The sequence below is a fragment of the Cytobacillus luteolus genome (assembly GCF_017873715.1).
GTDB classification, from domain to species: Bacteria; Bacillota; Bacilli; order Bacillales; family Bacillaceae_L; genus Bacillus_BV; species Bacillus_BV luteola.
The window spans coordinates 39,041-54,438 of record NZ_JAGGKM010000004.1 but is presented as its reverse complement, the minus strand read 5'-3'; the positions used below and the strand labels follow the sequence as shown (position 1 = coordinate 54,438).

Sequence of the window (15,398 nt, the reverse complement as noted above, 5' to 3'; positions counted from 1 at the left end):
GTATATGTGTTTCATGATGTTTACAAAAAAATTATCTATATCCAAGGAGGAAATTATTATGGCATACGAATTACCACAATTACCATATGCATATGATGCATTAGAACCACACATTGACAAAGAAACCATGAATATTCACCACACAAAACACCACAATACATACATTACAAACGTGAACGCAGCATTAGAAGGTAACGAAGAGTTACTAAGCAAGAGTGTTGAAGATCTAATCTCAAACCTTGATGCAGTTCCTGAAGCAGCACGTACAGCTGTACGTAACAATGGTGGAGGACACGCTAACCACAGCCTTTTCTGGACAATTCTTTCTCCAAACGGTGGCGGTGAACCTACTGGTGAATTAGCAGACGCAATCAACAGCAAATTCGGAAGCTTTGCTTCATTTAAAGAAGAATTCGCAAAAGCTGCTGCAACTCGTTTTGGTTCAGGTTGGGCTTGGCTAGTAGTTAACAATGGTGAATTAGAAGTAACTAGCACACCAAACCAAGACTCTCCATTAATGGAAGGTAAAACACCTGTACTTGGTGTTGACGTTTGGGAGCATGCTTACTACTTAAATTATCAAAACCGTCGTCCTGATTATGTTGCAGCATTCTTCAATGTTGTAAACTGGGATGAAGTAACTAAGCGTTACAACGCAGCAAAATAATCTCACAAATTAAAAAAGCTAATGTGGAAACAACCACATTAGCTTTTTTGTTTTTGCTTAATTCCTCTATTTCCGAATATCTGTAAAAGCTTTTTGGCAAACTACAGATTAGACAGAGAAGGGGAGTCAGCTATGTTTGGTTTGAGAAAACTATCAGGAAATAACGAAATTAATAAAGATTTAATATTGCTTTTATTAATTGGTGGATTGTATTCGTTAAGCATCTCACTTTCAAACACCTTTGTAAATGTTTACTTGTGGAAACAATCAGGGAAGTTTTTTGACATAGGGTTATATAACTTATCCATTGTTGTTTTACAACCTCTCGCCTTTATGTTAGCGGGAAGGTTTGCAAAAAAAATAGACAGAGTCATTGTACTTAGGCTAGGTGTCACCTTTTTAGCCATTTTTTTTATAACTGTCCTCATCATTGGTGAAAACGCCTCTGAATATTTAGTATTACTTGGAGCCTCACTCGGAATTGGATATGGTTTTTATTGGCTAGCTTTTAATGTACTTACTTTTGAAATAACTGAGCCAGAAACCCGAGACTTTTTTAATGGCTTTTTAGGGATATTAGGATCATCTGCTGGTATGATTGGACCAATTGTTGCCGGATACATTATATCAACAATGGAAAAATTTACAGGATATACAGTAATTTTTACTATTTCACTCGCACTCTTTACAGGAGCTGTTGTTCTTAGTTTCTTTATTAAAAGGAGAAAGGCTGAGGGCGATTTCTTATTTAGAAGAATTCTTCAAGAAAGAAAAAACAATAAAAACTGGAAGCTTGTAACAAATGCTCATTTTTTTCAGGGACTAAGAGAAGGGACTTTCATATTTGTTATTTCAGTATTGGTCTTTATTACAACCAATAGTGAACTAGCACTTGGTAAATTTGGCTTAGTAAATGCTGCAGTCTCGTTTGTCTCTTATTTCATCGTTACACGTTTAATTAAGAAAAAGTATCGAAAAAAAGCAATTCTCATCGGTGGTTTACTATTATATGCCGCAATTTATATTATTTTGTTTGATGTAACATATGCTCGATTATTAATTTACGCGGTAGTTATTGCTATTGCTTACCCTACTCTTTTGGTTCCTTACATTTCGTTAACCTACGATGTGATAGGTAAAGGCTGGAATGCAGCAAAAATGAGAATCGAATATATTGTGGTTCGAGAACTATTTCTGAATTCTGGTAGGATTGTATCTATTCTTTTATTTCTAATTGCTGTTTCTTTCTTTGACGAAAAGAAAAGTATTCCTATCTTACTTGCAACCATTGGAGCTGGTCATGCGATTATCTATTTTTTCATTAGAAAAGTAACAATCCATGATCCAGAGGAAGCAAATGAAGAAACAGGGTTAGAATCACCATCCAACCGAAAGTTGGTTGAAGGGGAAGGTGGAGCAACAAGCTAAACAAACAATTCCCATAAAATGATTCTATCTTCATAGTGGTAAAACGAAAGGATTTCTTATAGAATAAATAATAAGCAAGGCACCGCCTTAAGGTGCCTTTTTCTGTTCTTAAATGAAAAAAAAGGTTGTTGGTACTATGAAAAAGAAGAAAAAGTCACATGTTCCTTTTCGTTTAAATATGTTATTTTTCCTTGTATTTATCCTGTTTTCTGCGTTGATACTCCGCTTAGGTGTTGTGCAAATTGTCCATGGTGAAAACTATCAAAAGCAGGTAGACCGTACCGAGAATAGTACAGTAAGTACACCAGTACCACGCGGTAAAATCTACGACCGTTATGGGCGAGTGATTGTGGACAATAACCCACTTCATGCGATTACCTATACACGTGCGCAAGGGACAAAAGCAATAGAAATGGTTGAAGTTGCTGAAAAACTTGCAACTTTTATCGAAAAGGACACTAGTAAGCTAACAGAACGTGATATAAAGGATTATTGGATTATTACACGACATGAAGAAGCAAAGGCTTTAATTACAGAGGAAGAATTGGAGCTTTTGGATGAAAAAGAATTAACTAATAGTGACCTGTACCAAAGGCAACTAGAACGAATTACTGAATCTGATCTTGCTAAAATATCCGAGGCTGAGTTAGAAGTCGTAGCCATCTTTAGGGAATTGAATAAAGGTTATTCACTAACACCTCAAATTGTAAAAAATCAAGATGTTTCGAACAAAGAATATGCTGTAGTAAGTGAACACTTAGAAGAACTTCCTGGTATTGATACCACAACTGACTGGGAAAGAGAGTACTCTTATGGTTCGATGCTTAGATCCATACTTGGCACCACTTCAACTGCTGAAGAGGGACTACCTCGGGAAAAACTAGATTATTTTCTTGCTCGTGGCTATAACAGGAATGATAGAGTTGGGAAAAGTTATCTAGAAGAGCAATATGAAGAGGTTCTTCATGGTCAAAAAGGAAAGATTGAAAATATCACTAAAGGTAACAATCTTCTTGATACAAAAGTAATCTCAGAAGGTGAACGCGGCAAAGATTTAGTATTATCTATTGATATGGACTTACAGCAAGAAGTTGAGAAGATCATTGAAGAAGAGCTGTTAATTGCTAAGAAAAAGCCGGGTACACATTTTCTTGACAGTGCTTTTGTTGTTATGATGGACCCAAAGACCGGTGAGCTTTTAACGATGGCTGGTAAGAAGTATGTTGTAAGAGACGGAAAGCCTGAGTTAGATGATTACGCGTTAGGTAATATGAATGCTGCCTACACAATGGGATCGGCTATTAAAGGTGCTACTGTGTTAACAGGTTATCAAACAGGAGTTTTACAGATTGGAACAAGACTACGGGACGAAACAATCTATATAAAAGGGAGTCCCCCGAAGAAATCAGTTTCGACTATGGGATTAATTGATGATTTGACAGCTCTACGTAAATCCTCAAATGTCTATATGTTTAAGACCGGTATCGCTATTGCAAATGCAACCTATCGACCTAATAAGGCACTACCATTTGACCAAGAAGTTTTTCCAACAATGCGTAATTACTTTAGCCAATTTGGGTTAGGTGTTAAGACCGGAATTGACTTGCCGGGTGAATCAACTGGATTCACTGGAAGAAACACTAGTTTACCAGGATTTTTATTAGACTTAACCATAGGGCAATATGATACGTATACTCCTTTACAAATGGCACAGTACGTATCAACAATTGCAAATGGCGGCTATAGGATGCAACCCAAAATTGTTCGAGAGATACGTCAACCAATAATGGAACACGAACAATTAGGTCCAGTTGTTAAACCATTTGAACCTTCTATCCTAAATAGGATTGACATGACACCTGAACAAATAGATCGTGTTCAAGAAGGGTTTAGACAGGTAATGCAAGAAAGTGGCGGTACAGCCTATGGTCATTTTGGAAATGCACCTTATAAGCCCGCAGGCAAAACAGGAACGGCTGAATCCTTCTACTATGATGGGGAAGGGAAATTCGGGGAGAAAAAGAAACTATACTCTGCCTATAATGTTACATTAGTTGGCTATGCTCCTTACGATAACCCTGAAGTTGCTTTTTCAGTGGTGGTTCCATTTGCGTATGCTGATTATAGTGATAGACATTCAATTAATAATTTTATTGGCAAAAGGATTTTAGATAAGTACTTTGAGTTGAAAGGAAAAGATCGAATGACAAGCAATACCTCTGAAGAATCTACTCAGACTGAAGTCGAGCCAGAAGAAAACAATTCTGTTGAGAACGAATAATTAAAATTTATAAATTAATACTATTAGCACATAGCTTTCTAGCTATCGTGCTATTTTTTTTTTGATATATTTGCCCATAAATAAAAAATGATACACATTTCTACACGAATTTACAAAACCTTTACAAATGGTTAAAACTGAATTAATACTAATCCTTTATATTAATTCTTGTAGGACAAATCAAACACAACTCTTAGGGGGAAATAAGGAATGAAAAACTTTAAAAACCTACTTCTTATGTTGACTTTAGCATTATTCGCAGTTTTTGCTACTGCATGTGGTACTGAAAACACAGAAGAAAATAATGAACAAACAGGAAACGAAGCTGCAAAAGGTGATGCTGCTGAAACAGCTGAATTAGAAGGTAGCGTTGTAGTTGATGGGTCTGGAACTGTATACCCATTTATGGCAAAGTCGGCTGAAGATTATATGACTGAAGCACAAGAAAATGTATCTGTAGAAGTAAGCCGTGCTGGAACAAGTGCTGGATTTAAAAAATTCTTAGTTGAAGATGGAACTGATTTCAACAATGCATCTCGTAAAATTAAAGATGAAGAAGCTGCTACAGCACAAGATTTAGGAATAGAAGTAAAAGAACTTAAAGTTGCTCTTGATGGTTTAACGATTGTTATTAATCCAGAAAACGACTGGGCTACTGAATTAACTCAACAAGAAATTATCGATATTTTCCTTGCAAGTGCGGGTAAAAAGAACTGGTCTGATGTTCGCGCGGATTTCCCAAATGAACCAATTAAAACATACGGTCCTAACGAAAACCACGGAACTTATGAATTCTTCTTCGAGAAAATCCTAGATGAGCAAGATTTAGTTGGAGATATTAACTTACAACAAGAATATTCAACTCTAGTTGATCTAGTATCAAAAGATAAAAATGCAATTGGATTCTTTGGATATGGATACTATGTAAATAACAAAGATAAATTGACTGCAGTGAAAATAAATTTTGGAAATGGTGCGGTTGAACCAACTCTTGATACGATTAAAGAAGATGGTTCTTATGCTCCATTTACACGCCCTGTATTTACTTACCTAAATGTAAATATGGCTAAAGCAAAACCACAAGTATTAGATTTTGCAATCTATACAATGCAAAATGCTCAAACTGTAGCTGCTGAAACTGGATTTGCACCTTTAACAGACGCAGAAATTCAAACTGTAGTAGAAGAGCTAGAAGCTTTAAAATAATATTATTCGAAGATGGGAGTGCTCTTAGATAGCACCTCATCTTCTTATGCTATTTAATGAGATTTTACACTTGTCCTTACATATAAGTTGTGAAGGATGAAAGGGGTATTTTAAAAACATGGCTAAAACCTTGGATAACGCCAGTAAACAAAATATTAGAGAAATGATAAAAGAGAAAAAGAATGCAAAAAACATTTCTAATTATTTTGAGAAATTAATTCCTACTATTTTATTATTAATTGCAGTCATTTCAATTTTGACAACAATCGGTATATTATTCACATTACTTAGGGAAACAATCGCTTTTTTCAGAGAGGTTCCTTTTCTAGAGTTTTTTACAGGAACTGAACTAAAACCATTAGGAGAAAATGCAAAGTTCGGTGTGTTACCGCTTTTAACTGGTACATTACTTTCATCCGTAATAGCGATGTTTGTTGCTATACCGATTGGACTAATGTCTGCAATCTATTTAAGTGAATATGCTAGTGATAAAATTAGAAGAATTCTAAAGCCTATCTTAGAAGTACTTGCAGGTATTCCAACTATTGTTTATGGATTCTTTGCATTTACGTTTGTTACTCCTCTATTAAGAACATTTATCCCTGGTCTAGAATCGACCAATATCCTCAGTCCAGGAATTGTAATGGGGATTATGATTATACCTATGGTAGCGTCACTTTCAGAGGATGCGATGAGCTCTGTACCAAATGCAATGAGAGAAGGTGCATTAGCTCTAGGTGCAACTAAATTAGAAGTGACTTGGAAAGTAGTTATCCCTGCTGCAATTTCTGGTATTGCCGCCTCATTTGTACTTGGAATTTCACGTGCAATCGGGGAAACGATGATTGTTACTATTGCTAGTGGAAGTTCTAAAAATTTCACGTTTGATATCACTCAATCAATGCAAACAATGACAGCTTATATTGTTGAAGTATCTGGGGGAGAAGCAGCTGCTGGAACAACCCTGTATTTTAGTCTTTATGCTGTTGCAATGACATTGTTTGTATTTACACTGATTATGAATTTAGTGGCTCAGTATATCTCTCGTAAGTTTAGGGAGGAATATTAAAATGAAATATGTAGATTCTACTCAAGTACAAAAACGAATGAATTCTCGCATATTTAACAATAATTTTGCAAAACTACTATTTTTAATTGCGACATTATTTGGATTACTTGTGTTAATTATTTTATTTTACCGTGTTATTTCACAGAGTTTGGGATGGATTGATTTACAATTCATTACGAATAAACTTTCAACCAATGCTGAAAAAGCGGGGATTATGGGTGCGATACTTGGAACCCTTTGGTTAATGCTTGTTGTAGCGCCTATAACAATGTTATTGGGTGTGGGTACAGCCATATACATGGAGGAATATGCAAAAAAAGGAAAACTCCAATCATTCATTCAAACAAATATCTCAAACCTGGCTGGTGTTCCTTCAATCGTATTTGGACTATTAGGTTTGACTATTTTTGTAAGAGGTGCTGATTTGGGTAATATCGTTTTAGCTGGTGGTTTAACGATGTCACTTCTTGTTCTGCCGATTGTGGTTGTAGCAAGCCAGGAGGCTATTCGTGCAGTACCTAATTTCTTGAAGGAAGCCTCATATGGAATGGGTGCAACTAAATGGCAAACAATCAGAACAGTTGTGTTACCTGCTTCCTTACCTGGCATTTTAACGGGGGCTATCTTAGCTTTATCAAGAGCAATTGGTGAAACGGCACCACTAGTAGTAATTGGTATTCCTGCATTATTAATTCCTTTACCAGATAGCATTTTTGATAAGTTCACAATTTTACCAATGCAGATTTACTACTGGACAATTGACTCAGCATTAGTTGCTGAATACGCAAATCTTGCTGCAGCTACAATTGTTGTTTTACTTTTTGTGTTATTGGTTATGAATTCAATTGCGGTTATTATCCGTAACAAGTTTCAGAAGAGATATTAATTGGGGGGCATTCTTTTATGGTGGTTATTGCCGATCGTGAAAATAAAGAGAAGATAGAAAGTACAACAAACAAGAAAGTAGTTTATGACACTAGAGATTTAAATTTATGGTACGGTGAAGATCAAGCATTAAAAAATATAAACCTTGCTATAAATGAAAATGAAGTTACCGCGATTATTGGACCTTCAGGTTGTGGTAAGTCTACTTATATAAAAACATTGAACCGTATGGTTGAGTTAGTTCCAACTGTACGTGTTTCTGGTGAAATTTTGTATAGAGAGAAAAATATATTTGATAAATCATATAAGGTTGAAGACCTTAGAACGAATGTAGGAATGGTATTCCAAAAACCAAATCCATTTCCAAAGTCGATTTATGATAATATCGCATACGGACCAAGAATTCATGGTATCAAAAACAAAAAGATTCTAGATGAAATTGTCGAAAAGAGCTTACGTGGTGCAGCAATTTGGAATGAAGTAAAAGATCGTTTAACTGAAAATGCATATGGGTTATCAGGAGGACAACAACAACGTCTATGTATAGCAAGATGTTTAGCAATTGAGCCTGATGTAATCTTAATGGATGAGCCAACCTCTGCTCTTGACCCAATTTCAACGTTAAAAGTAGAAGAACTTGTGCAGGAATTAAAGCAGAACTATAGTATTATTATAGTTACACATAATATGCAGCAAGCAGCACGTATCTCAGATAAAACAGCCTTTTTCTTAAGTGGTGAGGTTGTTGAATTTGATGAAACAGATAAAATTTTCTCAAACCCTGAGGATAAACGCACCGAAGATTATATTACAGGAAGATTTGGATGATTTATAAAAGAATTTCATGTCCGAGAGGTTAGACTTACCATCTAAAGAAGAGGTGTATTTATACTATGGCTATTAGAAGTTCTTTTGACAAAGATTTAACAAAGCTTAAAGACAGTTTACTTGAAATGGCATCGCTCGCTCGAACATCTGTTGAAGATTCAATTAAAGCATTGGCTGAATTAGATTTTGAAAAAGCAAAGCAAATTATTGAAGACGATGCAAAAATTAATCAATTAGATGAAAAAATTAATAACCTTGTTGTTCAATTAATTGCACAACAACAACCAGTTGCAACTGATTTACGTAAAATTATTGCTGCTTTAAAATTTTCCAATGATGTTGAGAGAATTGGTGATTTAGCAGTAAATATTTCTAAATCTATTCTACACATTGGTAACGGACCATTAATTAAACCAATTGTTGAGATTCCAAAAATGGCTGATATGGCTTTAGATATGCTATCAAAGGTTGTTGAAGCCTACATCAATGAGGATCCAGTTTTAGCAAGAGAAACTGCAGCTTCTGATGATGCAGTTGACGCATTATATGGTAAGTTAACTCAAGAGCTATTAGAACTGATGACAAAGAATCCACAGTCTATCAACCAAATTACACAGCTAGCCTTTGTTTGTCGCTATATCGAACGTATTGCTGATCATACAACCAATATGTCAGAACACATTATCTTCATGGTTAGAGCGAAACAGTACGACTTAAATACGTAAATAAAAAATCTCAAGCCTTCCTAAGCTTGAGATTTTTTTATTTGGTGATTATATCTGCAATCGTTTGAAAGCTCATGTCACTACTTAAGTCATATGTTCCTATTTGAATTAATGTATTTAATTCATTTTCAGTCAGATAAATATCAAACTCTTTTCCACTAGAAATAATCTGATTATCTTCTAATAAGTTTGCAATTTCGAGACTATTCATTCCAGAAACGATGATTAATGTAAAGTGTTTTAGAGATTCATCTTCTTTATCCTTTACAACTTCTTCTTTTTTCTCTGATTCAGGTTTAACAGAATCGTTCTTATTAGCATTAGTATCTTGCGTTTGAAGATCCTCGTACTCTTGTTGAGGTATTGCCACTAAGTCCTGGTTAGCGAGATAAAGCTCTAGGTCTTCTTTAGTTAACTTATTACCCTGTTGAGGTGTTAAGAAATGGACAGCGGATAATAGACAGGTCGCTATAATCATTCCCATTGCAATGCCACGTAGCATACTATTTGTCATAAGCCATTACTCTGCCTTTTTGCTCGTTCTGCTAACAAACGGACCTCTTCTGTAGGAAGGCCTGATTCCTTTGCAATCTGATCAAATGCCATCCCCTTTTCGATTTGAGTGAGTATGTACTCATTCTCATCTCGAATAGGTGATATAGGTTTGGGAATCTCCTGCTCATTAATCAACAGTTCCTCCTCGAGAATCTTCATCTTCTTTTTCAATTGATAAGTTTCGTGCATGAGTGTTAAAGAAAGCTGATCTACCTGCTCCTCAATTTCGTTTAGTTTATCTTTTCTAAAGAATGATACTAGTAAAAGCAGCACCGCAAATAGTAGTAATCCTATAATCATATATTCCATCATTTCACCTCAATCAAATATCTAAGTACATTTATACCATATTTAGCTAAATATCGACAATTTCTGAATGTTGAAACATTACTTTAAAAGGGTATACTTGAAAATAGACAGTAACGTTCGGATGAGGGGGTGAGAAGTTGAAAAAACAAAATAATACCTGGCAAGAGAACTTTAGTACATATACTTCTTATTCTTGTGAAGATCGCTTAACTGATGAAGAAGTAAAATCCCTTCGTTCCTTTAATCTTAATTTACCAGAAATAAACACAAACCAACTTCCATTAAAAGAAAAAGATGCACTAGCAATTTTAATGCTAAGCTGGGAGTTTCCCCCACATGTTGTTGGTGGTCTAGCACGTCACGTATATGACCTTTCAAGACACTTAGTCCATAAAGGACTTACCATTCATGTATTAACAACAACGCTAGATGGCGCACCTCTGTATGAGGTCATCGACGGTGTCCATGTACACCGTGTTTCTATAGGTGATTTTAATTCCATCCATTTCCTTAAGTGGGTTCGTGAATTAAATATTAAGTTGGCTGTTAAGGCTCTTGAGGTAATGGATCAATTTTCTATTCATTTGATTCATGCACATGACTGGCTTGTTGGTGAGGCTGCATTAACCCTTCAAACCATTCGAAGGAAGCCTCTTATGGTAACTATTCATGCAACTGAGTGGGGAAGAAATAATGGACTTTTTACGCAAACAAATCATTTAATACATGAAAAAGAACAAAGACTTGTTGATGAAGCAGATCATGTTATTGTTTGTAGTGACTACATGAAAAATGAGGTAGAATCAATCTTTTCGCTTACTCAACATGAGATTGATGTAATTCCAAATGGGGTTGACCCAAACCAATTTAAAGAGACGGATAATACCGAACTACTGACAGATAGTATTGGCAGACCGTATAGTCACCTTATTTTTTCTATCGGAAGAATTGTCAATGAAAAAGGATTTGAAATGATCATTGATGCTGCTCCTCAGATTATACAGCGTTACCCGTTATCCTTATTTTTAATTGCTGGGGAAGGTCCACTCTTAAAACGTTATCAAACCATTATTAACGAACGGGGTCTTGATCATCATATAAACTTTATCGGTTTTATTAATGATCAAGAACGAAATGCCCTATTTAAAAAATGTAATATTGCATTATTTCCGAGTACATACGAACCCTTTGGTATTGTTGCCTTAGAAGGAATGATCAATGGAAAACCAACTATCGTGTCTGATACAGGTGGATTGACAAGTATCATTGAAGACCATGTTACGGGCATAAAAATAAAACCAGGAGATGTAAATGACTTAACCGAAAAGATTCTTTATCTATTAGATAATGATGAAATTGCACACAGATTAGGGCTTAATGCGAAAGAAAAAGTTAAATCGAAGTACAACTGGCATAAAATTGCTGATGACACAAGTAGACTATATAAGGAATTACTTTTATCATCAACAATTAGGGGGTAAAGATACATGAAGGGTGTCATTATCGCCGGTGGGAAAGGTAAAAGATTACGACCTCTAACAGATAATCTACCAAAGCCCATGGTGCCTCTTTTAAATAAGCCTGTGATGGAATACAGCATTGATTTATTGAAACAACATGGAATAACTAGCATAGCCATAACAACCCACTATTTAAGTAAAAACATAAAAGATTACTTTGGTGATGGAAGTAGGCTCGGTGTATCATTATCTTATTTTCATGAAAACCAGCCAATGGGGACAGCTGGTGGTATACAAAATGCTAAAGATTTCTTAAACGAACCGTTTATTGTAGTTAGTGGTGATATCCTAACAGACATTAATTTAACTGAAGCGATTCAGTATCATTTAGAGAAAGGTGCACTTTTAACAATCTTATTAAAAGAGGTAGAAAACCCCTTGCAGTATGGTTTAGTACAGACAGATGACAAAGGAATAGTGTGTCGATTTTTAGAGAAGCCACTTGAATGGGAAGATGTTTTTACTAACACAGTTAATACTGGGATTTATATTGTAAGCCCTAATATATTCTCTTATTGGGGTAGTGAAACATTTTATGATTTTAGTCACGATCTATTTCCGAAGTTAATCGAGAATAAAGAGGGACTATACGGCTTTCTCTGTAATGGATATTGGTCTGATATAGGATGTTATGAACGCTATAGGCAAACTGAGCTTGATTTACTAGAGAGTAAGGTAAAAGTTAAAGTTGTAGGAAAACCACCTACATATGGGTTTATAAGAAGAAGGATGACTCAAAAAAAATATAAAGTTCGTATAAATAAGTCCATGTTTACGGCATTACGTATGAGTCATAAAAAATAAATACAAGGTAATTATAATGTAGAAAAAAATAAACTGGCATTTCGACAAGAAAAATGATATGATAATTAAGTCTGATTGAAGCTTTCGATTGTCCGAGCTTTCAGTATGGTCTTTTTACCTAAGATTATACTGTATTCGGAGGGTAGATAAGTTCAAATCCAATCTAAAAAATCATCTTTATAGATGAGTTCAATTTACATGTGTTTGGAGGGATATAACGATGCGTGTTAAAATCACTTTAGCTTGCACAGAAACTGGTGATCGTAACTATATTACAACTAAAAATAAGCGTAATAACCCAGATCGTCTTGAGATGAAAAAATACAGCCCAAGATTGAAAAAGGTAACTCTTCACCGTGAAACAAAGTAAGCAGTAGGAATTTAATTCCTACTGTTTTTTTTATTGTTCGATAGTTGGTGTTTTGAGTAACGAATCCGTATTGAGAGGTTATTTGGATAGGTTCAGGTAGGGTTTGTCAAACGTATAGACAGGTTCTTCTGACGCATTAAAGTGAGGTGCTCATCTCTCATTTTGATTGCTGAAACCATATAGAAAATTAAGTGGAGATTTTCCGGCTAAATACAGAATGGAACTCGTTTCGAGGTAAATAAGTGGAGATTTTCCGTTTATTCAAGGCAAACTACCACAATTTCACGTTTTTTGAGTCAATAAGCGGAATTTCTCCGTCTATTTGAGCTATTTATATTAAAATTACTAAATTAAGCGGAATTCTTCCATCTATTAATCAAACCGGGTCATTAACCTGCCTCCCTAATCGATAAGAGCGAATCCTCATTGTTCCAGATGCAGGAACTAGCATCTTTTTTTCGACTAGTTGAGTAAGTACTTTTTTTACCGTCTTGTCACTTAGCTTTAAATACTTCTCGACTTCTGTTGGGGTTATGTCTTTTCCTTTTCGAATCACAAGCCTAAGTACTTCCTTTTCAAGTAAGGACAGAGATGTCTGGTCCAGCTCATCACCTAGCCATCGACCCTATCACTTGCTGAACAACCTGTTGGCATCTACGGGGGTTCTCTTTTACTTGGTCAAAAGAAAAGCGGATCACGGTCCATTTATCAATCACCAGTTGGTTTTGTCGGTCTAGGTTGTCGGAAAATTGCCATCTGCTGATGTTTTTTAGGTGAAAACCATATCCGTCGACGTCTAAGCAAATCCGGATACCAGGACGAATATAAGCAAAATCCAAATACCTCTTGCCATCCTTGAAATCATCAACTTCATATTCAGGATGAAGATACTTAAATTTGTAAATGGCCACCACACTTGCTTCAAAAACAACATTTCGGCCTGTTGGTGACCTTCTTGTAGGCGCCGCAACCGTTCACCGGTTCTTGCCTGTAAGTGAGTATTTAAAAAGGCCAGATATTCTTCTTCAAATCCCATACACCCCTCTCCTATCTAATAGAACATTCACAACATAGACATTTAATAATTCCAATGAATCATCTCATCTAGCCTTTTCCATCCTTAAGGAGTGGTTTTTGGTCAAAATCTATTTTATTTTTGATAAGGTTTAGTTTAACCTAATCCAAACATGTCCGAATCAAGAGGTGACACGGACAGGTTCAAAACAGTTGAGCAAACGAGTTCGATACCACAAATTATAAAATTTCCCAAACTTCATGTCCTTCATATTTAGCTAATTATGATAAAATTATTTTAGATAAGTCAGGGGGTGTAGTTGGTGAAAACGAAAAAACAGCTACGTGCGGAGATTAAAGATGAGATTTTATCACTATCTGAACAGTCTCGTTTAATGTTATCAGCTGATATTACAGAGAATGTAGTGAAAATGGATGAGTGGATTCAGTCTGATACCATTGGAATAACAATCTCAGGGGAAATCGAACCAAATACTTTAGAGCTTATTAAAGAAGCATGGAATTCTAATAAGAGAGTTGTCGTCCCGAAGTGCCATCCAGCTACTAAGACAATGACATTTCACGAAATAACCTCCTTTGATCAATTAGAGGTTGTCTACTTTGGATTAAAGGAACCTATTGAGGCTTTGACAAAAGAAGTGAATCAAGATGAAATCCAACTTCTATTTGTACCTGGGTTATACTTTACAGCTAAAGGTTATCGACTAGGACATGGTGGGGGTTATTATGATCGGTACTTGGAAGCATATAAAGGGACTACGGTAGCCCTGGCTTTCCCAATTCAGTTTATAGATGAACTTCCAATTGAATCTTTTGATTTGCCTGTAAATAAGATTGTTACCACCACACAGGTAATAAACTGCCATGAGTGAGCTCATTCTACCTTCTATTCTTAGCGTAATTGTTGCGGTTATTGGATATAAATTAAAATCCTTAACTAAATTAGGTGGTTTTGCAACGACACTTGTAGGAATTTCTGTTGCAATCGGTTTTGGGTATGGTGGATTGATGCTATTAGGGGCTTTTTTTGCAAGCTCAAGTCTGTGGAGTAAATATAAAAGTGATTATAAAGAAAAACATATTTCCGGAAAGATTGAAAAAGGAGAGCAGCGGGATGGTGTTCAAGTGATGGCTAATGGCGGTGTACCTGCCATTCTAGGAATAGCAATGGCTGTTTTTCCTTCACCGATGTTGTTTTCTGCATTTATTGCATCAATCGCTGCAGCTAACGCTGATACTTGGGCATCTGAAATAGGTTCATTAAGTAAAAAAAGACCATTTTTGATTACTAGCCTTAAGCAAGTGGATCCTGGTACATCTGGTGCTGTATCCAGTTTAGGGACAATTGCTGCCTTGTTTGGGTCTATATTTATTTGTCTTTTGTCTTACTTGTACTGGGACGTAACGATCTACATAACCGTACTATTAGTTTTTGTTGGTTTTGCCGGTAATATCATGGATACACTTTTAGGGGCAACAGTCCAGGTAAGTTTCAAGTGTAACGTTTGTAATGTTGAAACAGAAAAGACCATTCACTGTGATTGTAGAACTGTTCAACATAAAGGGTACCCGGCTATAAATAATGATTTAGTTAATTTCCTATCTATTTTATTTTCAGCCATCATTGCGGGTCTTATCTCGTTCTTATTTTTAATGTAAGTTTAACTCCCTCCATTTCTTAAAGTTTTGCCAGCCTTCGTTCAGTATAAAAAAAGG

17 protein-coding genes are annotated in these 15,398 nt (G+C 35.6%); 13 read left to right on the top strand and 4 right to left on the bottom strand.

From position 1 onward, the window contains the following. Positions 1–58: 58 nt before the first annotated feature. The 8 genes from J2Z26_RS12310 (at position 59) to phoU (ending at position 9,089) form a co-directional block, all read left to right on the top strand. Positions 59–667, top strand: coding sequence for a superoxide dismutase (locus J2Z26_RS12310; RefSeq protein WP_193535456.1), 609 nt, complete (start codon positions 59–61; stop codon positions 665–667). A gap of 132 nt (positions 668–799) precedes the next feature. Next, positions 800–2,095, top strand: coding sequence for an MFS transporter (locus J2Z26_RS12305; protein WP_193535455.1), 1,296 nt, complete (start codon positions 800–802; stop codon positions 2,093–2,095). A 136-nt stretch (positions 2,096–2,231) separates the two neighbouring features. Next, positions 2,232–4,376, top strand: a complete 2,145-nt coding sequence (locus tag J2Z26_RS12300; RefSeq protein ID WP_193536071.1) for a peptidoglycan D,D-transpeptidase FtsI family protein — start codon at positions 2,232–2,234, stop codon at positions 4,374–4,376. A 210-nt stretch (positions 4,377–4,586) separates the two neighbouring features. Next, positions 4,587–5,582, top strand: a complete 996-nt coding sequence (locus J2Z26_RS12295) for a PstS family phosphate ABC transporter substrate-binding protein (RefSeq protein ID WP_193535454.1) — start codon at positions 4,587–4,589, stop codon at positions 5,580–5,582. A 118-nt stretch (positions 5,583–5,700) separates the two neighbouring features. Next, on the top strand, positions 5,701–6,651 hold the full coding sequence (gene pstC / locus J2Z26_RS12290; protein ID WP_193535453.1) for a phosphate ABC transporter permease subunit PstC: 951 nt from the start codon (positions 5,701–5,703) through the stop codon (positions 6,649–6,651). Between the two features lies 1 nt (position 6,652). Next, a complete protein-coding gene (gene pstA, locus J2Z26_RS12285) occupies positions 6,653–7,537 on the top strand; it encodes a phosphate ABC transporter permease PstA (protein WP_193535452.1) in 885 nt (294 codons plus the stop codon). Between the two features lie 17 nt (positions 7,538–7,554). Then, positions 7,555–8,364, top strand: coding sequence for a phosphate ABC transporter ATP-binding protein PstB (gene pstB / locus J2Z26_RS12280; protein WP_193535451.1), 810 nt, complete (start codon positions 7,555–7,557; stop codon positions 8,362–8,364). A gap of 65 nt (positions 8,365–8,429) precedes the next feature. After that, entirely contained in the window at positions 8,430–9,089 is a 660-nt protein-coding gene (gene phoU / locus J2Z26_RS12275; protein ID WP_193535450.1) for a phosphate signaling complex protein PhoU, read from the top strand. Between the two features lie 37 nt (positions 9,090–9,126). On the opposite strand, the gene J2Z26_RS12270 is transcribed toward phoU, so the two are convergent. Together J2Z26_RS12270 and J2Z26_RS12265 are read right to left on the bottom strand one after the other, a co-directional pair. Next, on the bottom strand, positions 9,127–9,603 hold the full coding sequence (locus J2Z26_RS12270) for a hypothetical protein (protein ID WP_193535449.1): 477 nt from the start codon (positions 9,601–9,603) through the stop codon (positions 9,127–9,129). After that, positions 9,600–9,953 carry a hypothetical protein gene (locus tag J2Z26_RS12265; protein ID WP_193535448.1) on the bottom strand — a complete coding sequence of 118 codons (354 nt, stop codon included), beginning with the start codon at positions 9,951–9,953 and terminating at the stop codon, positions 9,600–9,602. The genes J2Z26_RS12270 and J2Z26_RS12265 overlap by 4 nt, the downstream gene beginning before the upstream one ends. Positions 9,954–10,090: 137 nt before the next feature. Here J2Z26_RS12265 and J2Z26_RS12260 point away from each other — a divergent pair, with 137 nt between their 5' ends. From J2Z26_RS12260 to rpmG, 3 genes are all read left to right on the top strand, one after another. Then, positions 10,091–11,434: a glycosyltransferase family 4 protein gene (locus J2Z26_RS12260; RefSeq protein ID WP_193535447.1), complete on the top strand. Its 1,344-nt coding sequence runs from the start codon at positions 10,091–10,093 to the stop codon at positions 11,432–11,434. A gap of 6 nt (positions 11,435–11,440) precedes the next feature. Continuing rightward, entirely contained in the window at positions 11,441–12,277 is an 837-nt protein-coding gene (locus tag J2Z26_RS12255; RefSeq protein ID WP_193535446.1) for a nucleotidyltransferase family protein, read from the top strand. Positions 12,278–12,497: 220 nt separating this feature from the next. After that, positions 12,498–12,647, top strand: a complete 150-nt coding sequence (rpmG, locus tag J2Z26_RS12250) for a 50S ribosomal protein L33 (protein WP_193469633.1) — start codon at positions 12,498–12,500, stop codon at positions 12,645–12,647. Positions 12,648–13,023: 376 nt separating this feature from the next. Here rpmG and J2Z26_RS22140 read toward each other — a convergent pair whose 3' ends face one another. Both J2Z26_RS22140 and J2Z26_RS22135 read right to left on the bottom strand, forming a co-directional pair. Then, positions 13,024–13,236, bottom strand: a complete 213-nt coding sequence (locus J2Z26_RS22140) for a BlaI/MecI/CopY family transcriptional regulator (RefSeq protein WP_227413690.1) — start codon at positions 13,234–13,236, stop codon at positions 13,024–13,026. A 207-nt stretch (positions 13,237–13,443) separates the two neighbouring features. Beyond that, positions 13,444–13,683 carry a hypothetical protein gene (locus tag J2Z26_RS22135; protein ID WP_227413672.1) on the bottom strand — a complete coding sequence of 80 codons (240 nt, stop codon included), beginning with the start codon at positions 13,681–13,683 and terminating at the stop codon, positions 13,444–13,446. A 301-nt stretch (positions 13,684–13,984) separates the two neighbouring features. On the opposite strand from J2Z26_RS22135, the gene J2Z26_RS12240 reads away from it, so the two are divergent. Then, complete coding sequence (locus J2Z26_RS12240) at positions 13,985–14,554, top strand: 5-formyltetrahydrofolate cyclo-ligase (protein WP_406565548.1); 570 nt, start codon at positions 13,985–13,987, stop codon at positions 14,552–14,554. Next, complete coding sequence (locus J2Z26_RS12235; RefSeq protein ID WP_193535444.1) at positions 14,547–15,341, top strand: DUF92 domain-containing protein; 795 nt, start codon at positions 14,547–14,549, stop codon at positions 15,339–15,341. The genes J2Z26_RS12240 and J2Z26_RS12235 overlap by 8 nt, the downstream gene beginning before the upstream one ends. Positions 15,342–15,398: the final 57 nt, after the last annotated feature.